Annotated in this window: 16 protein-coding genes, 1 pseudogene and 1 riboswitch; of the genes and pseudogenes, 9 read left to right on the top strand and 8 right to left on the bottom strand. The window is 68.4% G+C overall.

Annotation, left to right across the window (positions count from 1 at the left end; translation table 11 throughout):
• Positions 1–224, top strand: a pseudogene (locus tag V7D63_RS02450) (hypothetical protein); the annotation flags it as partial.
• Positions 225–502: 278 nt separating this feature from the next.
• On the opposite strand, the gene V7D63_RS02445 reads toward V7D63_RS02450, so the two are convergent.
• From V7D63_RS02445 to thiC, 6 genes are all read right to left on the bottom strand, one after another.
• Positions 503–1894, bottom strand: a complete 1392-nt coding sequence (locus V7D63_RS02445; RefSeq protein WP_333590659.1) for a DUF2461 domain-containing protein — start codon at positions 1892–1894, stop codon at positions 503–505.
• A gap of 70 nt (positions 1895–1964) precedes the next feature.
• Positions 1965–2144, bottom strand: a complete 180-nt coding sequence (locus tag V7D63_RS02440) for a hypothetical protein (protein ID WP_333590658.1) — start codon at positions 2142–2144, stop codon at positions 1965–1967.
• Positions 2141–2647 (bottom strand): AAA family ATPase, encoded by a 507-nt coding sequence (locus V7D63_RS02435; RefSeq protein WP_333590657.1) that lies wholly within the window; start codon positions 2645–2647, stop codon positions 2141–2143. Before V7D63_RS02435 ends, V7D63_RS02440 begins: the two co-directional genes overlap by 4 nt.
• 6 nt (positions 2648–2653) lie before the next feature.
• Positions 2654–3250 (bottom strand): Swt1 family HEPN domain-containing protein, encoded by a 597-nt coding sequence (locus tag V7D63_RS02430; RefSeq protein ID WP_333590656.1) that lies wholly within the window; start codon positions 3248–3250, stop codon positions 2654–2656.
• Entirely contained in the window at positions 3234–3968 is a 735-nt protein-coding gene (locus V7D63_RS02425) for a DUF5343 domain-containing protein (protein WP_333590655.1), read from the bottom strand. The genes V7D63_RS02430 and V7D63_RS02425 overlap by 17 nt, the downstream gene beginning before the upstream one ends.
• A gap of 71 nt (positions 3969–4039) precedes the next feature.
• Positions 4040–5986 carry a phosphomethylpyrimidine synthase ThiC gene (gene thiC / locus V7D63_RS02420; protein ID WP_333590654.1) on the bottom strand — a complete coding sequence of 649 codons (1947 nt, stop codon included), beginning with the start codon at positions 5984–5986 and terminating at the stop codon, positions 4040–4042.
• Positions 5987–6061: 75 nt separating this feature from the next.
• A riboswitch (TPP riboswitch) is annotated at positions 6062–6168 on the bottom strand.
• A gap of 116 nt (positions 6169–6284) precedes the next feature.
• Between thiC and V7D63_RS02415 the strand changes: the two genes are divergently transcribed.
• Complete coding sequence (locus V7D63_RS02415) at positions 6285–6890, top strand: IPTL-CTERM sorting domain-containing protein (RefSeq protein ID WP_333590653.1); 606 nt, start codon at positions 6285–6287, stop codon at positions 6888–6890.
• A 57-nt stretch (positions 6891–6947) separates the two neighbouring features.
• Here the strand turns inward: V7D63_RS02415 and V7D63_RS02410 are convergent, their stop codons facing one another.
• Positions 6948–8495 carry a serine hydrolase gene (locus tag V7D63_RS02410; protein WP_333590652.1) on the bottom strand — a complete coding sequence of 516 codons (1548 nt, stop codon included), beginning with the start codon at positions 8493–8495 and terminating at the stop codon, positions 6948–6950.
• 75 nt (positions 8496–8570) lie between these two features.
• Positions 8571–9287: an AraC family transcriptional regulator gene (locus V7D63_RS02405; protein ID WP_333590651.1), complete on the bottom strand. Its 717-nt coding sequence runs from the start codon at positions 9285–9287 to the stop codon at positions 8571–8573.
• A gap of 93 nt (positions 9288–9380) precedes the next feature.
• Here V7D63_RS02405 and V7D63_RS02400 point away from each other — a divergent pair, with 93 nt between their 5' ends.
• Genes V7D63_RS02400 through acs form a run of 7 tightly spaced genes read left to right on the top strand, consistent with a single transcriptional unit; the run spans position 9381 to position 17157 of the window.
• A complete protein-coding gene (locus V7D63_RS02400) occupies positions 9381–10754 on the top strand; it encodes a dicarboxylate/amino acid:cation symporter (protein WP_333590650.1) in 1374 nt (457 codons plus the stop codon).
• A gap of 5 nt (positions 10755–10759) precedes the next feature.
• Positions 10760–11770 carry a D-cysteine desulfhydrase gene (locus V7D63_RS02395; RefSeq protein ID WP_333590649.1) on the top strand — a complete coding sequence of 337 codons (1011 nt, stop codon included), beginning with the start codon at positions 10760–10762 and terminating at the stop codon, positions 11768–11770.
• The gene (locus tag V7D63_RS02390; RefSeq protein WP_333590648.1) at positions 11770–12735 is read left to right on the top strand and encodes an alpha/beta hydrolase; all 966 of its coding nucleotides are present in this window, start codon (positions 11770–11772) and stop codon (positions 12733–12735) included. The genes V7D63_RS02395 and V7D63_RS02390 overlap by 1 nt, the downstream gene beginning before the upstream one ends.
• Entirely contained in the window at positions 12732–13388 is a 657-nt protein-coding gene (locus tag V7D63_RS02385; RefSeq protein WP_333590647.1) for an aspartate/glutamate racemase family protein, read from the top strand. The genes V7D63_RS02390 and V7D63_RS02385 overlap by 4 nt, the downstream gene beginning before the upstream one ends.
• 42 nt (positions 13389–13430) lie before the next feature.
• Positions 13431–14372, top strand: coding sequence for a nucleoside hydrolase (locus V7D63_RS02380; protein ID WP_333590646.1), 942 nt, complete (start codon positions 13431–13433; stop codon positions 14370–14372).
• Positions 14369–15223, top strand: coding sequence for a ribokinase (locus tag V7D63_RS02375; RefSeq protein WP_333590645.1), 855 nt, complete (start codon positions 14369–14371; stop codon positions 15221–15223). Before V7D63_RS02380 ends, V7D63_RS02375 begins: the two co-directional genes overlap by 4 nt.
• Positions 15220–17157: an acetate--CoA ligase gene (gene acs, locus V7D63_RS02370; RefSeq protein ID WP_333590644.1), complete on the top strand. Its 1938-nt coding sequence runs from the start codon at positions 15220–15222 to the stop codon at positions 17155–17157. The genes V7D63_RS02375 and acs overlap by 4 nt, the downstream gene beginning before the upstream one ends.
• Positions 17158–17254: the final 97 nt, after the last annotated feature.

Here is a 17254-nt window from a genome sequence, read left to right as displayed (position 1 = left end):
CCAATCTGGACCGCCGCATCGACCAGGGCGTCCGCAACGGCCAGTTGAGCCGCCGTGAGGCCGTGCGCCTGCGGGCCGAGTTCAACAACATCGCCCGCCTGGAGGCCCGTTATCGCCGCGACGGCCTGACCCAGTGGGAGCGCGCCGACCTGGATCGTCGCTTCGACCGTCTGTCGGCCCAGATCCGCTATGAGCGCCGCGACGGCGACGGCCGCCGCTGGTAGGCGCACCCCGTGACGGCGCCCTGTCCCTCCCCTTAGAGGGCGCCTGAGCGAGAGCCGCGATCCGAAAGGGTCGCGGCTCTTTCTTTGTTCTGGCCCTATCGCTCACGACGCGGTCGCTCGCTGCTTGAGGGCGGTTTGTCGCGCTAACGTTCGCGACGCGGTCGCTCTCTGCTTGAGCGCGGCCGCTATGCGCGAGTCCGTATCCCGCGCCGTACCCCCCACCGTCATTCTCGGGTCAAGCCCGAGGATGCGAGGATGACGGAGCTGGAATGACCAGCCTATGCAAAAGCCCTCCAACCGAACTCCAGCAACGGCCGCGCGGCCGCCACGAAGCCCGCGATCACCTCTGGCAAATCCGCGCCCTGGACCTCGGCCTGGGTCAGGGGGCGCGAGACGATCCAGCGGGTGCGTTTCAGCACAGCCTCCAGCGGGCCGCCCGCATGGCCCTCGAACCCCTTGGGCATGCGTTTGACCGGATCGCCGGGGTCCAGCCTCAGCCCCGCCGCCGCCAGGGCCGCCTCGACCCCGGCCCAGCCCTGGGGATCGGCGGCGACGGCGGCGCGAAAGGCGTCGACATCGGCCCGTTCGTCCAGATAGAAGCCTGCCGCCGCGAACGGCCCATGGCCGTGCGGATCGTCGTGCAGGGCCAGGGGATCGGCGTGGGGATCGGCGTCCGACGCGGGCGGCTCGACATGCACATAGACCATGCCCGGCGACATCTTCTTGCCGTCGCGGGTCAGGGTGGCCGAGACGTGGGTCTTGTAGGGCCGCTTGTCCTTGGAGAAGCGGGTGTCGCGATGGATGCGGAACTGACTGGCCTTGGGGTCCCCCGCCAGCGGCAGGCCGCGCGCCGCCAGCGCAGCGTTCAACGCCAGGATCAGGGCCGCCAGACCCGGCTTCAGCCCCTCGTCATAGGCGGCGCGGTTCTCGGTGAACCAGTCGCGGTCGTTATGGGCGCGCAAGCCCGTCAGAAAGGCCAGGTCGGCGGGCGTGAAACCGGTGAAGGCCATGGGCGGGGTCTCTGGCGGCGCGAGGACGGACGTTTCGACAGTACCGCATTTCTCCTTCCCGGGCGTGGCGGGAGAAACCGAGGGCGTTTCCGCATCAGAAAAAACCGCGTCTATCGAGTCTATCGAGTCGATTTCCGCGACCGCCGTCTCGTCCCGCGCCAGGTCACGCAGGCGGGCGTGCAGCCGCAGCCAGGTCGCCGCATCGGCCGCCCGGCCGCGCGACAAGGCCCGCTCGAACCGCGCCAGCGCCCGGCGCGCCATGGCGGCGTAGTCGGCGGGACCATCGGACAGGGCGTCGAGACCCTCTTGCGGCGGTTCCGGCGCGCGCGGGACAGGTTCGGGATCGGGTTCGGGAAAGTCGGCGCGGCGCCACCCCTCGGCCGAGGCGCGGGCGCGCAAGGTGGCGACCTTGACGCCCCAGCGACGACAGACCTCGGGCGCCGTCTCTCCGGCCAGATAGTCCTCGCGCACCAAGCCCCACACCCGCGCCGACGCGCGCCGCGACGGCCGGGACCGGCGGTCGTCGTCGATCTCGTCGGGATCGTCCCGATGATAGAAGGGCGACAGCCAGGGCGCGGGATCGGGCCGGTCGCCATCCGCCGCCGCCTCCATTTCGGCCCGTGGGCCTTCAGGCCAGGGTCTGTCCCGATCGTGATCCATGCCGCGCCTCCCGTGCGATCGTGCGCGCGGGAGGATAGGGGCAAGGGGTGTCAGAGGCGGACGGAGGGGGTCAGGCGCGTTTGCGCCTGGGTTCGGGGCGGGCGTCGGCGGCGGTGACCAGATGCCCTTTCCAGCCGGGCGGCGGCAGGAATTTGCCGGACTTCTCCTCGCGCGTGCCGTGTTTGGCCATTTCGGCGGCGCGGCGGCCCGCCTTCAGGATGGTTTCGTGATCGAACAGCGGCTGTTTCATCGCGGTCCCCAATCTAGCAGTTGGAGGGTTTCGCCGCCACTCGCATAGACCTTCCAGTCGTCGGCCAGCGGTTTGTAGGCCGTTTCCAGATAGTGGAGGCTGAGGGGATGGCGGCGGCGCAGCGTCGCCTCGGGAATGCCGTGGCCGCCCTCTGCCACCCGGCGCGCGACGCGGGCGACGGAGGCGTCGGCGGACGGCAGGCTCAGATAGATCAGTTCGAACCGATACCCCGCCGCCTTCCAGTCGCGGACCCGAACCGCATACGAGCGACTGGCCAGCGTCGTCTCCAGCACCACGTCGGCGCGGGCTGCGAACAGGGCGTCGAGCCGTTCCAGCACCAGCCGCCCGGCGGCCAGGTCACGGCCGGGACCGGGCGGCAGATCGCGCGCCACTTCATCAGGATTGACGAACTGAAACGCCTCGGCCCGCTCGCGCAGATAGCCGTTGATGAAGGTGGTCTTCCCGGCGCCGTTCGGCCCGGCGAGGAGGACGAGGGTGGGCATGGCCGTTTACGCGGCGGCCATTAAGCGGAAGAGATCACGGACAGCCAGATACAGTCGTGCGACTTCATCGTCGGTTAGATATCCACAATGCGCGATTGGCCCCCTCAGGGTGTTCATCAGCCCGATGACCCGCTCTGCAGCCTTGACCGAGGTAAAAACTCCACCAAATGCATCGCCATTGAAACTGATTATCTGGCTCAGCTCACCAAAAGTCGTAAAATCGATTGGGTCGGAAGATCTAGGGGTGACCGCAGAGTCTATTTCACGAGATTGGGTTCTTGCGACAGAATCCTTAACCGCTTGAGGAACTCTACTATGCCACCACCTATCATCGTAGGTAGATTCCATAGTTTGCGCTATCATTCGCCTTAGCATATTCTCAATAAGGTAGAAAACTTCGTAATATTGCGCCATAAATCTAGCATCCTCGCGATCCTCTTGTGCGAGCTGATCTATGTATGGCTCAACTATCTCCTCGCCAGCGAAGCGCCCAAGACCACGTTCCGTGGGGCCATCCAATCGACGCATGATCGAATGCAGTTCGCCCTCAAGAGCAAATCCATTGAAAATGAAATCTCGGATGGGCCTAACGGTTCCAGTCAATTATGTTCTCCCTCAGGCTCTTGAATATAAGGTTGTATGTTTCAATACTGTTTGAATGAGGCAGGACCAAATTTATAACATAATTCAGACCCAACGGCGGAGCCATGCCCCCCGCTAACTGCGGTACATTGGATTCGTTTGCGGAAGACGCATTGTCAGATACAGGCTGCGCATCCGTTGATGCATCCTTGTCTATTATGTAACCACGCAGTCTATCGAAATTTCCGTATATGTAACCTATAACAGAGTCAGTTTTTCTTAATCCTGTGATCTCTGCCGCTAAATCTCTGACATCGGCCTCAGGAAGTTTGTGCGCGTACGTGTTCTTCTGAAAGATAGAAGCATATCCAGCCTTTAAAGCTTCGAGAGCTGCCACAGATCTGTTCGTATCGCTACGGAATCTGCGATAACGATCAGTAGGCGTGCCTTCAGCCGACACAAAGCCAAGGCGCTTTAACACAGGCAGTTGTTGGGCGGCCGATCCGCCCTTTAGACCGAGGACTGTCGAGATGAAGTCCTGAGTTACCTTCTCAGGAATTTCGGCCTTGATGATCGCATCCAAGACCGACCTAAGCGAGCCGGGTGTGCTTGTGTAGACAAGATTGCCGGGAATTTCTCGCCGTTGAGCTGGGGCCTTGGCCGTAGCCGATTTGGTGCTTTCACCGCCATTCGCTTCAACGGTTTGGCCAGCGGTCGCTCCGGGAGAAGTGGCGTCCATGTGTAACCTCCGAGTGAATGGTGAAGGTCCGTTCTCAAAACGTTCTCGTCAAGAGGTTAATGCCATACCCCTCACACCTTCACCTCCACCACCCCGCCCCCGGCGCGGAATTTCTCGCTCATTTCCCGCATCCCCGCTTCGGCCGCGTCGGCGGCCAGGCTGGCCCCCGCGTCGTTCTGGCCGCGGGCGGCGTCGCGGATGTCCTGGCTGATCTTCATCGAGCAGAATTTCGGGCCGCACATGGAGCAGAAATGGGCGGTCTTGTGGGCTTCCTTGGGCAGGGTCTCGTCGTGGTATTGGCGGGCGGTTTCGGGGTCCAGGCCCAGGTTGAACTGGTCTTCCCAGCGGAACTCGAACCGCGCGCGCGACAGGGCGTCGTCCCAGGCGCGGGCGGCCGGGTGGCCCTTGGCCAGGTCGGCGGCGTGGGCCGCGATCTTATAGGTGATGACCCCGTCTTTCACGTCCTGACGGTCGGGCAGCCCTAAGTGCTCCTTGGGCGTGACGTAGCAGAGCATGGCCGTGCCGAACCAGCCGATCATGGCCGCCCCGATGGCGGTGGTGATGTGGTCATAGCCGGGCGCAATGTCGGTGGTCAGCGGCCCGAGCGTATAGAAGGGCGCCTCGTGGCAGTGTTTGAGCTGCTCATCCATATTGGCCTTGATCTTGTGCATCGGCACATGGCCCGGACCCTCGATCATCACCTGGCAGCCGCGATCCCAGGCGACGCGGGTCAGTTCGCCCAGGGTGCGCAGTTCGGCGAACTGGGCCGCGTCATTGGCGTCGGCGATGGAGCCGGGGCGCAGGCCGTCGCCCAGACTGAACGACACGTCATAGGCCCGCATGATGTCGCAGATGTCGGCGAAATGTTCGTAGAGGAACGACTCCTTGTGATGCGCCAGGCACCACTTGGCCATGATGGAGCCGCCGCGCGAGACGATGCCGGTGACGCGGTTGGCCGTCAGCGGCACGAACGGCAGGCGCACCCCGGCGTGGATGGTGAAATAGTCCACCCCCTGTTCGGCCTGTTCGATCAGGGTGTCGCGGAACACCTCCCAGGTCAGGTCCTCGGCCACGCCGCCGACCTTTTCCAGCGCCTGATAGATGGGCACGGTGCCGATGGGGACCGGGCTGTTGCGGATGATCCAGTCGCGGATGTTGTGGATGTTCCTGCCCGTCGACAGGTCCATGACCGTGTCGGCGCCCCAGCGGGTGGCCCAGACCAGCTTGTCCACCTCGTCGGCGACGCTGGACAGGACGGCCGAGTTGCCGATGTTGGCGTTGATCTTGACCAGGAAGTTGCGGCCGATGGCCATCGGCTCCACCTCGCGGTGGTTGATGTTGGCCGGGATGATGGCGCGGCCGCGGGCGACCTCGTCGCGCACGAACTCGGGCGTCACGAAGTCGGGGATCTCGGCGCCGAAGCTTTCGCCGTCGCGGATCCATTCGCGGGCCGTGTCGCGACGCAGGTTCTCGCGGATGGCGACATATTCCATCTCGGGCGTGATCACGCCCTTGCGGGCGTATTCGAGCTGGGTCACCGGGCGGCCGGCGACGCCGCGATAGATGATGCGGCGGCTGTCGTCGAAGGCGGGGGCCAGGTGTTTGCCGGCGGCGCCGCCGTTGTCTTCCGGCTTGACCTGACGGGGGGCGGTCTCGACCTCGACGTCGCCGCGCGCGATGCGCCAGTGGCCGGTGGTCTCGGCCAGGCCGCGATTGATGTCGATGTCGGCGTCCGGGTCGGTATAGGGACCCGAGGGGTCATAGACCGTCACAGGCGGCTCATTGGCGCTGGGGTGCACGGCGATCTCGCGGAAGGGCACGCGGATGTCGGGGAAGATCACGCCCGGCTCATAGACCTTTTTTCCGCCCGGACGGGGACCGGTGGGGATGGAGCCGGCCGCCGCCTCGACCCGCTTCTTGGCGTCGGCGAGCGCGAGGTCGGCATTGTTTGTCGGGCTATCGCTCGCGACGCGGTCGCTCGCTGCTTGAGCCTCATCAGACGGGACGTGGACGTTCATGGCGGCCTTCTGTGCGTGCAGAGGGTCGGCCGACGACGGGTTCCCCGCTGTCGCGGGGATGACAAGGGACCTGTGGCAGGTCCGGCGTACTCATCCCTTCGCCGGCATGACCCGGATCAGGTTCGACGGGTCAGGCGGATACGCCAATCTCAGCCGCTGCGGCGGCCCCCCGGAGAACGCGCGGACGATAGGCCGATGGGCGCGGCGGTCAAGCTGCGGGGTCATTGACCCTGTATGACCAAGCTGCGAGACAACGGATACCGACGATTTGTCAGTCATGGCGCCCCGGGGGTTTGGAATGGTTCGCAACTGGTTCTCTCACGCGGCGGGAGTCGTTCTGGCCCTCGGACTTGTCCTGTGTCTGCCCGGCCTAGCGGCGGCTCAGACCATCAGCCAGCCTGTCGCCACGAACAGCACCGGCCTGGCCGCCGGACTGGGTCAAAGCTTCACGGCGCCCAGCACCGGGGCGATCAATCAGATCGCCGTGCGCACCCGGTCGTCGAACGCCACGACCCTGCGGATCTACAACGGCGCCAACGGCAGCGGCGTGGCCGGATCCAGCGCGGGCGCCGCCTATACCCAGGCCGTGACCCTGACGGACACCGGATCGAACACCGCGGGCTACACTGTCATCACCCTGACCACGCCCTTCCCCGTGGTCTCGGGCCAGACCTACTCCATCGTCTTCGATTCCTCCGCCGTGGCCTTCAGCCTGACGAACCCCTACGCGGGCGGCGCCGCGATCGATAATTTCGGCACCGTCGTGGGTCCCCCGGACTGGGCCTTCGAGATTTATCAAACCGCGCCGGTGCCGACGATGTCGGAATGGGCCATGATCCTGTTCGGCCTGTTGATGGCGGGCGGGGCGGCGGTCTATCTCCAGCGGCGGCGCATCGCCGCCTGACCCAGGCCCAGGTCGCTTCCCCATCGAGGCGACCGGGCGATAGGCCGGGCGGGATCGTCAGTCCAGCCGCTCGAACCGTTCGTCGCTCCAGACCAGGGCCGCCACGCGTCCGCCGACGCGCTCGAAGCGCAAGGGCGCGGGCGGGTCGGCCGGGCCGTCGGCGACGCCGAACAGATCGGGCGCGGCCGGTTCCAGCACATGGTCGATGACGCCCAGACGAGCGTGGACGGTCTCGCCTTCGCTGGAGATCACGAAGTCGCCGAAACTCGCATGGCGGTAACGGCCGGCATAGGCGGCGCGGTCGTCGGCCGAGGGGCGCCAGGTCCAACCGGCCCACGAGGCCTCGGCGCGGCGCTGATCGACCTGGACCATGCGGCGCTGGCCGAAGGTCTGGAGACGCTGGCCGTACTGGGCGCCGAAGGCTTCGGCCGTCGGGGTTTCGCGGTCGGGGTTCTGGGCCAGTTCAAAGAAGGTCTGGGCCAGGGTCTGGCCCAGGCCGCCGGTCAGGCTGTCGCTGGTCGAGAAGACGGCCATGGCCAGGTTCAGCTCGGGCGACGCCAACATGACCGAACGGACCCCGGTGTAGGACCCGCCATGGGAGCGCACATCCGCGGCGCCGACGCGGCAGATGTTCCAACCCAGGGCGTAACCCTGGCACTGGATGACGTCGCCGGGAATGGCGGCGGCGATCTGTTGCGTCTGGGCCTGGGCGACCCATTCGGGGCGGACCGCGTCATTGGCGGCGCCCAGTTGGACCTCCAGCCAGCGAGCCATGTCTCTGGGCGAGACGACCAGGCCCCCGGCGGCCTGCATCAGGTCGTCCGGCTTGCCCGGAAACGTGTCCCAGCCGCGCTCGCCCATCCAGCGGTGATACGAGGGCAGGCCGTCCAAGCGGCTGGGGCGGGCGCCCGAGCGGGTCATGCCCAGCGGCCGGAACAGGGCCTGGTCCAGCCAGTCGCGCCAGTCGCGTCCGGTCTTCAGCTCCAGGGCGGCGGCGTACACCAGATAGCCGAGGTTTGAGTATCGGAAGCCCGCCGGACGGGCCTGCGACCCCGCCTGCATCAAACGCGCATAGTCTGCGGCGGGCACGCGGTCGCTGTAGGCGGTGCGGAACGACAGGGCCGCGTTCTCGAACGGACCCTGGTGGCTGAGCAGTTGGCGAAAGGTGATGGTCTTCGGATCGGCGCCGTCGGGCAGGATCAGGTCCGGCCAGACGTCCGTCAGGGTCTGGTCCAGGGCGAAGACGCCCTGCGCATCCAGCTTGACCGCCAGCAGACCCATGAAGGCCTTGGTCTGGGAGGCGATGTAGAAGGGGGTGTCGTCCGTGGCCGGGGTGGAGGCCGGGTCGGCGGACAGGCGGCCCTGGGTCCAGATCATCGGCGGGCGGCCGCGCCGGACCAGGACGACCGACAGGGCCGGCGACGCGCCCGGCTGGGCCTGAGCGGCCTGGGCCATGGCCAGCACGGTTCGGGCGGCGCGAAGGGCCGCCTCGTCGCTGGACGGCGCGGGCGCGACGGCGGGCGCGGCGGGCGCGGGCGTCTGGGCGGCGACCGGTGCGGTCAGGGCCGTGGCGGCGAGAAGGGCGGTCAGAAGGACGCGACGCATGAGGGGGATCTCCGTGTTCGCGGGCCAGACTGCGGGACGTGGCGGGCGCCGTCTTGGACGGATGCAACGCGCCGTTCAGGCCGCGCGGGCCATCAGGCGGACGGGCGGCAGGCCGTAGAGATCGCGACAGGCGCGGTTGAAATGGCTTTGGTCCGAAAAGCCCGCATCGACGGCGGCCAGAACGGCGGGCAGGCCCTGGGCGGTCAGACACAGGGCGCGGTCCAGCATGGCGCGACGACGGAAGGCGGACGGCGTCTCGCCGAAGGCGGCCAGGAAGGCCCGGCCCAGATGGACGCGATGGCGGCCCGCCTCATGGGCCAGATCGGTCAGGCGCGTCCGGCCGGGGGCTTCGACCAGTCGCTCGCGGACGACGCGCAGCCAGGGATCGACGCGCGTCCCGTCGTTTCCCCCGGCGTCGCAAAGGGCCAGCAGGTCCCAAACGGCCTCGACGCCCGGTTCGCCGCCTTCCAGCAGCAGGGGAACCAGGCGGCGCAGGTGACGACGCGCCAGGACGGGCGACCAGGCGGGGTCGGCGATGGCCGCGCCGCCGTCGGCCCGCGCGGGGGCCGCGAAGGTCAGGACCAGGGCGCCGGCGTCGGCGAACCGGACGGCGTGGCGCAGGCCCTCGGGGCGCAGACCGACGGCCCCGGCCATGGCCAGACGGTCGCCGCTGAAATCCGTCTCCTCGAACCCGCCCGCCAGGATCAGCGACAGATGGGCCGCGTCATGCGCATGGACCGGCTGTCTGAGACCGGGGGCGTAGCGTTTCAACCGGGCGGCGGGCGCGATCATGGGGCTTGGGACCTGTGAAGGATCACCGCATAAGAGGCGACGAGGGCGCCGTTCGGATGCGACGAACATAGGGCGCGGCATCGGGGGAAACATATGATCAAGGCCGCGCCGGGCGTTTCGCCCGAAACCGGAGCGCCGGTGAAGACGCCGCCCTGGTGGTCGCATCTGTATCTGCAGGTGATCGTCGCCATCGTTCTGGGCGCCCTGATCGGCCATTTCTATCCCAGCGGCGTCGGCGCGGACGGCGAGCCTTACAAGGGCCTGGGCGAGGAGTTGAAGCCGCTGGGCGACGCCTTCATCCGGCTGGTGAAGATGATCATCGCCCCGGTGATCTTCCTGACCGTCTCGGTCGGCATCGCCCACCTGAGGGACCTGAGCAAGGTGGGTCGGGTGGCGGCCAAGGCCTTCGCCTATTTCATCACCTTCTCGACCCTGGCGCTGATCGTCGGCCTGATCGTCGCCAATGTGGTCAAGCCCGGCGCGGGCATGAACGTGGACCCCGCGACCCTGGACCCGGCGGCGGTGGCCCAATACGCGGCCAAGGCCCACGACACGACCATCGTCGGCTTCCTGATGAACATCATCCCCGAGACGGTGGTGGGGGCGTTCGCGGGCGGCGAGATCCTGCAGGTGCTGTTCTTCTCCATCCTGTTCGGGGTGGCCCTGGCCATGATCGGCGACAAGGCCAAGCCGGTGATGACGGTGCTGGAAAGCCTGTCGGAGGCCATGTTCAAACTGGTCGGCATCCTGATGAAGGCCGCGCCCATCGGGGCCTTCGGCGCCTTCGCCTTCACCATCGGCAAATACGGCATCGAATCGATCATCAATCTGGCCGCCCTGGTGGCGACCTTCTACGTCACGGCGATCATCTTCGTGCTGGGGGTGCTGGGCGCGGTGGCGGCGGCCAACGGCTTTTCGATCCTGAAGCTGATCCGGTATCTGAAGGAGGAGCTGCTGCTGGTGCTGGGCACCTCCAGCTCCGAAGCCGCCCTGCCCAGCCTGATCGACAAGATGGAGCGGGCGGGGTGCGACCGGTCGGTGGTCGGGCTGGTCGTGCCCACCGGCTATTCGTTCAATCTGGACGGCACCAACATCTATATGACCCTGGCGGCCCTGTTCATCGCCCAGGCCTGCGGCATCGAGCTGAGCTGGGGTCAGCAGGCCATGCTGCTGGCGGTCGCCATGCTGTCGTCCAAGGGGGCGGCGGGGGTGACGGGCGCGGGCTTCATCACCCTGGCGGCGACGCTGGCGGTGGTGCCGACGGTGCCGGTGGCGGGCATGGCCCTGATCCTGGGCGTCGACCGCTTCATGAGCGAATGCCGCGCCCTGACCAACTTCATCGGCAACGCCGTGGCCACCGTGGTGGTGGCCAAGTGGGAGAAGGGGCTGGACAAGGACGCCCTGGACGCCGCCCTGGCGGGCGGGCCGCGACCGGCCAGGGCGCCGGTTCAGATCGACGAGGACTGAAGACCATGCATCTGGCCCGTTTTCCCCGCGTCCGCCTGGCCCATCTGCCGACGCCGCTGGAGCCTCTGCCCCGGCTGTCCGAGGAATTGGGCGTCGATCTGTGGATCAAGCGCGACGACTGCACCGGCCTGGCGGGGGGCGGCAACAAGACGCGCAAGCTGGAGTTCCTGCTGGGCGACGCCCTGGAGCAGGGGGCCGACACCCTGGTGACCCAGGGGGCGGTGCAGTCCAACCATGTGCGCCAGACGGCGGCGGCGGCGGCCAGCCACGGCCTGGCCTGCGAGATCATTCTGGAAGAGCGGACGGGATCGACGGCCGTCGACTATGTCGGCAACGGAAACGTGCTGCTGGACCGGCTGTTCGGCGCGGGCATCCGGCGCGTGCCGGGCGGGACCGACATGGCGGCCGAGCTGGAGAAGACGGCCGATCAGGTGCGGGCGCGCGGCGGACGGCCCTATGTCATTCCCGGCGGCGGATCGAATGCGGTCGGGGCGCTGGGATACGTCGACTGCGCGCGCGAGATCGTGGTTCAGGCCGACGAGCTGGACCTGCCCATCGACCGCATCGTCACCGCCACGGGCAGCGCGGGCACCCATGCGGGCCTGGTCGCCGGTCTGGCGGTGATGGGCGCCGACGTGCCGGTGCTGGGCATCGGGGTGCGGGCGCCGAAGGAGAAGCAGGAAGCCAGCGTCCTGAAGCTGGCGCGCGAGACGGCCATGCTGCTGGGGCGGCCCGACGCGGTGACCGACGCCATGGTCGTGGCCGACTGCGGCTATGTCGGCGCCGGATACGGCCTGATCGACCAGGGGGTGGTCGACGCCCTGACCCTGGCGGCGCGGACGGACGCGATCCTGTTGGACCCGGTCTATACCGGCAAGGCGATGAAGGGGCTGATCGCCCTGGCCCGGGCGGGCCGCTTCACGTCAGCCTCTGGGGGCGAGACGGTGGTCTTCCTGCACACCGGCGGGGCGCAGGGGCTGGCCGGCTATCACGGCGAACTGGACGCCATGCTGTGATGAAGGCGGGCCTGATCGCCATCGCCGGGGCGATGCTCTGCGGCCTGGCCCTGTCAGGCTGCAAGCCCGCCGAGTCCCCGCCGCCGACGCCGCCCCGGACGCCGACCGTCATTCCCCTGTGGCCCGCCGATCTGGAGATCGCCAAGCCCGAACTGACCGGGCCGGAAGAGACCGGGCCGGTCGACCATCTGGTCGGGGGCCGCCCATGGACCTATGTCGCCAATGTCTCGCGGCCGACCCTGACCGTCTATCCGCCCAAGGGCCGGAACACGGGCGCGGCGATGATGGTGTTTCCCGGCGGCGGCTATCAGGTTCTGGCCATCGATCTGGAAGGCACGGAGATCTGCGACTGGGTCACGTCCAAGGGCATGACCTGCGTGCTGCTGAAATACCGCGTGCCGCATTCGGGCGAGAGCTGGAGCAAGGTCTCGCGCCGCTACAAACTGCCCGACGTTCCGCTGGCCTTGCAGGACGCCCAGCGCGCGATGCGGCTGGTGCGCCAGCGGGCGGCCGAGTTCGCCATCGATCCGAACCGGATCGGCGTCATCGGCTTTTCCGCCGGGGGCCATCTGGTCGCCGACATCAGCAACGCCGACACGTCCAGCTATGCGGCGGTCGACGCGGCCGACGCCCTGAGCAGCCGACCGAGTTTCGCCGTCGGCGTCTATCCCGGCCACCTGTGGTCCGGGCAGGGCATGACGCTGAGGCCCTTCAACACCATCAGCCGGAGCGCGCCGCCGACCCTGCTGATCCACGCCCAGGACGACGCGGTGGACGATCCCCGGCACTCCATCGCCTACGCCCGCGCGCTGGAGGCGGTCGGCGTTCCGGTTCAGACGCACATCTTCCCGAAGGGCGGCCACGCCTTCGGCATGCGGCCGACCGGCCAGGCCGTCGACCAGTGGCCGGACGTGATGGAGGCCTGGCTGAGAAGCCGCGGCGTGCTGCCGAAGGAAGCAACATGAAAACCCTCGGCGTGATCGGCGGCATGGGACCGGTGGCGACCGTGGCTTTTCTGGAGCGGCTGCAGGCCCTGACGCCCGCGACGCGCGACGAGGACCACATCCGGGTCCTGGCCGACATCCATCCGCGCATTCCCAACCGTCACACGGAGCCAGAGGCGGCGGGCGAAGAGATCGGGTGGATCGCGGTGCGGCTGGCCGCCATGGGGACCGAGGTCCTGGCCATGCCGTGCAACACCGCCCACGCCCATGCGGATCGGATACGGGCGGCGGGCGTCCCCTTCATCGACATGATCGCCGAGACGGTGAAGGTCGTGGCCGACGCGGGCGGGCGGCGCGTCGGCGTGCTGGCGACGCCGGGCGGAGAGGCGCTGTATGTCGCGGCCCTGACGGCCGCGGGGATGACGCCGGTGGTGCTGGAAGGCCAGGATCGGGCGGCCTTCATGAGCGCGATCTTCGGCGTCAAGGGCGGCGAGGCGGAACGGTCGCGGGCCGAGATAATCCGACTGGCGCGGGCGCTGGAGACGGCCGGGGCGGACCATCTGATCGGCGGCTGCACCGAGGTTCCGCTGTTGCTGAAGGCCGAGGATGTGAGCGCGCCTCTGACCGACTCGGCTGAGGTGCTGGCGGCGGCCTGCGTGGCGGCCTGCGCCTGACGACGGTTGCGGCGGGCGGCGGCGCGGGTCAAAGCTGAGACCGTGAAAAAACAGTCCCTGATCATCGATTGCGACCCCGGCGTGGATGACGCCGTCGGCCTGATGCTGGCGCTCAATGCGCCCGAGCTGGAGGTGCTGGCCGTCACCGCCGTGGGCGGAAACGTGCCGGTGTCGGCGACCAGCCGCAATGCGCGCATCCTGAGACAGGTCGCGGGACGAACGGATGTGCCGGTGTTCGCCGGGGCCGAGCGGCCGCTGGTGCGCGAACCGGCCGGAGCGGGCGAATTCCACGGCGCCGAGGGACTGGGCGACCTGAAGCCGTTCGAGCCGCAGGGCGCCCTGGCGTCCGGTCCTGCGGCGGACGCCATCATCGACATCGTCATGGCCCGGCCGGAAAAGAGCGTGGCTCTGGCGGTCATGGGACCGATGACCAATCTGGCCCTGGCGTTGCGCAAGGAACCGGCCCTGGCGGCGCGGCTGGGACCGGTCTCGGTCATGGGCGGGGCGCGCAGCGAGGGCGGCAACATCACCGCCTCGGCCGAGTTCAACGTCTGGGCCGACCCGGACGCGGCGGCCGAGGTTCTGGCGTCCGGCTGCGACGTGGTGATGTTCGGCCTGGACGCGACGCATCAGGTGCGGGCCACCGACGCGCGGATCGCCGCCATAGAAGCCGTCGACAGCGACAGCGCGCGCTGGGCGGCGTCGATGATGCGGTTTTCGCAGCGGGTGGAGCGCAAGATCGTCGGCTGGGACGCGCCGCCGGTGCACGACCCCTGCACGGTCGCCTGGCTGATGGCGCCGGAGCTGTTCACCCTGAAGCCGTGCGACATCCGGGTGGAGACGCAGTCGGACCTGACGCGCGGCCATACGGCGGTGGAGTTCCGGGTCGCGCCGGGCCAGGCGCGGCATCGCTGGGCCACGGCGGCGGACGGCCAGGGGGTGTTCGACCTGATCACCGAGACCCTGAAGCGGGCCGCGTCATGACGGCGATCACCGTGGTCGGCTCGATCAACCTGGACTTCGTGGCGACGGGACCGGCCCTGCCCGCGCCCGGCGAGACGGTGACCGGCGCCACCCTGGCGCGGCATCCGGGCGGCAAGGGCGCCAACCAAGCCCTGGCGGCGCAGCGGCTCGGTGGAGACGTGGCCATGATCGGCCGGGTCGGGCGCGACGCCCTGGCCGAAGAGGCGCTGGCCCTGTTGCTGGAGGCCGACGTCGATGTCGGCGGGGTGATCGCGGACGACGCCCTGACCACCGGCGTGGCCCTGATCGCGGTCGACCCCGAAGGCGAGAACCAGATCGTGGTGGCGGCCGGGGCCAATCACGCGGTCACGCCCGAGCAGTTGCCGCAGCGGATCGAGACGCCGCTGATCGTGCAGTTGGAGCTGCCGATAGAGACGGTGGAGGCGGCCGTGGGCCGGGCCACGGGCTTCGTCTGCGCCAATCTGGCGCCCGCCGCGCCGGTGTCGGAGGCGTTGCTGCGCCGGGCCGACCTGATCGTGGTCAATGAGACCGAGGCGGCCTTCTACGGCGACCTGCTGCATCACGGCGGCGGGCGGGTGATCGTCACCCGAGGCGCCAGGGGCGCGACCCTGTATCAACGCGGCGTCGAACTGGCCCGCGCGGCGCCGCCCAGGGTGACGGCGGTGGACGCCACCGGGGCCGGGGATGGCTTCGTCGGCGCCGTCGTCGTGGCCCTGTTGGAAGGGATGGAGCCGGCGGACGCGTTGAGGTTCGCCTGCGCCGCCGGGGCCTTGGCGGCGACGCGGCCGGGGGCGCAGAGTTCGCTGCCGACACGCGACGAGGTCGACGCCATTGTGGAGCAGGACGCATGAGCGAGCGCGAAGTCTATCCGGTCGATCCCAAGGTCGCGGCCAGATCGCACATGGACCAGGACGCCTATCAGGCGGCGCGCCGGGCGGCGCGGCACGAACCGGACGCCTTCTGGGCCGACAAGGCCAAACGACTGGACTGGATCAAGCCCCCGACGGGGATCAAGGACGTGTCGTTCCACGCCGACGACTTCCGCATCCGCTGGTTCTGGGACGGGGTGCTGAACGTCAGCGCCAACTGCATCGACCGGCATCTGGCGACGCGGCGCGACGAGACGGCCATCCTCTGGGAAGGCGACGATCCGGCGGACTCCAAGGCCATCACCTACGGCGAGTTGCACACCGCCGTGTGCCGCATGGCGAACGTGCTGAAGGCGCACGGCGCCCGCAAGGGCGACCGGGTGACCATCTATCTGCCGATGATCCCCGAGGCCGCCTACGCCATGCTGGCCTGCGCGCGGATCGGGGCGGTGCATTCGGTGGTGTTCGGCGGCTTTTCGCCCGACAGCCTGGCCGGACGGATCGAGGACTGCGGCTCGACCCTGGTCATCACCGCCGACGAGGGTCTGCGCGGCGGCAAGACCGTGCCCTTGAAGGCCAATGTCGATGCGGCGCTGAAGAAGGTCTCGGGCGTGACCTCGGTGCTGGTGATCAAACGCACCGGCGCCGACGTGCCGATGGATGCGGATCGGGACTTTGACTATGCGCTGGAGGCGGCGCGGGTGAAGGCCGACTGCCCGCCCGAACCGATGGGGGCCGAGGACCCGCTGTTCATCCTCTACACCTCCGGCTCGACCGGCAAGCCCAAGGGGGTGCTGCACACCACGGGCGGATACCTGTTCTGGGCCGCCTGGACCCACGAGATCGTGTTCGACCACCGGCCGGGCGAGGTCTTCTGGTGCACCGCCGACGTGGGCTGGGTGACCGGCCACAGCTATGTCGTCTATGGCCCGCTGGCCAACGGCGGGACGACGCTGATGTTCGAGGGGGTGCCCAACCATCCCGACGTCAGCCGCTTCTGGCGGGTGGTGGACAAGCACAAGGTCGACGTCTTCTACACGGCGCCCACCGCCCTGAGGGCCTTGATGCGCGAGGGCGACGGGCCGGTGAAGGCGGCGTCGCGCAAGAGTCTGCGCCTGTTGGGCACGGTGGGTGAGCCGATCAACCCGGAGGCCTGGCGCTGGTATCACGAAGTGGTCGGCGAGGGCCGCCTGCCGATCGTGGACACCTGGTGGCAGACCGAGACGGGCGGCATCCTGGTGTCGCCCCTGCCCGGCGCGACCGACCTGAAGCCCGGTTCGGCGACCAAGCCCCTGCCGGGGGTGGAGCTGGAGATCGTCGACGCCGAGGGCGCGCCGCTGGTGGGCGCCGTCGCGGGCAATCTGTGCATCACCGACAGTTGGCCGGGCCAGATGCGGACGGTCTATGGCGATCCGCAGCGGTTCTTCGACACCTATTTCTCGACCTATCCGGGCCGGTATTTCACCGGCGACGGCTGCCGCCGCGACGCGGACGGATACTATTGGATCACCGGACGGGTCGACGACGTCATCAACGTCTCGGGCCACCGCATGGGCACCGCCGAGGTGGAAAGCGCCCTGGTGTCGCACGACGCCGTGGCCGAGGCGGCGGTGGTCGGCTTTCCCCACGACATCAAGGGCCAGGGCATCTACGCCTATGTCACGCTGAAGGCCGGGGTCGAGGCGACCGAGGCGTTGCGGGCCGAACTGGTCAAACACGTCCGCACCGAGATCGGACCCATCGCCGCGCCCGACGTCATCCAATGGGCGCCGGGCCTGCCCAAGACGCGCTCGGGCAAGATCATGCGGCGGATATTACGCAAGATCGCGGAGAATGAGCTGGGGTCGCTGGGGGATACGTCGACCCTGGCCGATCCGGCGGTGGTGGACGATCTGGTGCGGAACCGGCACGTGTGATCCTTCTCCCCTCGGGGGAGAAGGTGGGCCGCGGAGCGGGTCGGATGAGGGGGCTGTGTCAGATGCGCTGACTGGCTGACAGTTATCGCGGATCTGG

The organism is Brevundimonas sp. (genome assembly GCF_036732845.1).
Taxonomy (GTDB): domain Bacteria; phylum Pseudomonadota; class Alphaproteobacteria; order Caulobacterales; family Caulobacteraceae; genus Brevundimonas.
This window is presented reverse-complemented; position numbering and strand designations above follow the sequence as displayed.

Coding starts and splice junctions, on each gene's coding strand:
- V7D63_RS02445 (WP_333590659.1), bottom strand. CDS start 1,894: ATGGATCACGATCGGGACAGACCCTGGCCTGAAGGCCCACGGGCCGAA.
- V7D63_RS02440 (WP_333590658.1), bottom strand. CDS start 2,144: ATGAAACAGCCGCTGTTCGATCACGAAACCATCCTGAAGGCGGGCCGC.
- V7D63_RS02435 (WP_333590657.1), bottom strand. CDS start 2,647: ATGCCCACCCTCGTCCTCCTCGCCGGGCCGAACGGCGCCGGGAAGACC.
- V7D63_RS02425 (WP_333590655.1), bottom strand. CDS start 3,968: ATGGACGCCACTTCTCCCGGAGCGACCGCTGGCCAAACCGTTGAAGCG.
- thiC (WP_333590654.1), bottom strand. CDS start 5,986: ATGAACGTCCACGTCCCGTCTGATGAGGCTCAAGCAGCGAGCGACCGC.
- V7D63_RS02415 (WP_333590653.1), top strand. CDS start 6,285: ATGGTTCGCAACTGGTTCTCTCACGCGGCGGGAGTCGTTCTGGCCCTC.
- V7D63_RS02410 (WP_333590652.1), bottom strand. CDS start 8,495: ATGCGTCGCGTCCTTCTGACCGCCCTTCTCGCCGCCACGGCCCTGACC.
- V7D63_RS02405 (WP_333590651.1), bottom strand. CDS start 9,287: ATGATCGCGCCCGCCGCCCGGTTGAAACGCTACGCCCCCGGTCTCAGA.
- V7D63_RS02400 (WP_333590650.1), top strand. CDS start 9,381: ATGATCAAGGCCGCGCCGGGCGTTTCGCCCGAAACCGGAGCGCCGGTG.
- V7D63_RS02395 (WP_333590649.1), top strand. CDS start 10,760: ATGCATCTGGCCCGTTTTCCCCGCGTCCGCCTGGCCCATCTGCCGACG.
- V7D63_RS02390 (WP_333590648.1), top strand. CDS start 11,770: ATGAAGGCGGGCCTGATCGCCATCGCCGGGGCGATGCTCTGCGGCCTG.
- V7D63_RS02385 (WP_333590647.1), top strand. CDS start 12,732: ATGAAAACCCTCGGCGTGATCGGCGGCATGGGACCGGTGGCGACCGTG.
- V7D63_RS02375 (WP_333590645.1), top strand. CDS start 14,369: ATGACGGCGATCACCGTGGTCGGCTCGATCAACCTGGACTTCGTGGCG.
- acs (WP_333590644.1), top strand. CDS start 15,220: ATGAGCGAGCGCGAAGTCTATCCGGTCGATCCCAAGGTCGCGGCCAGA.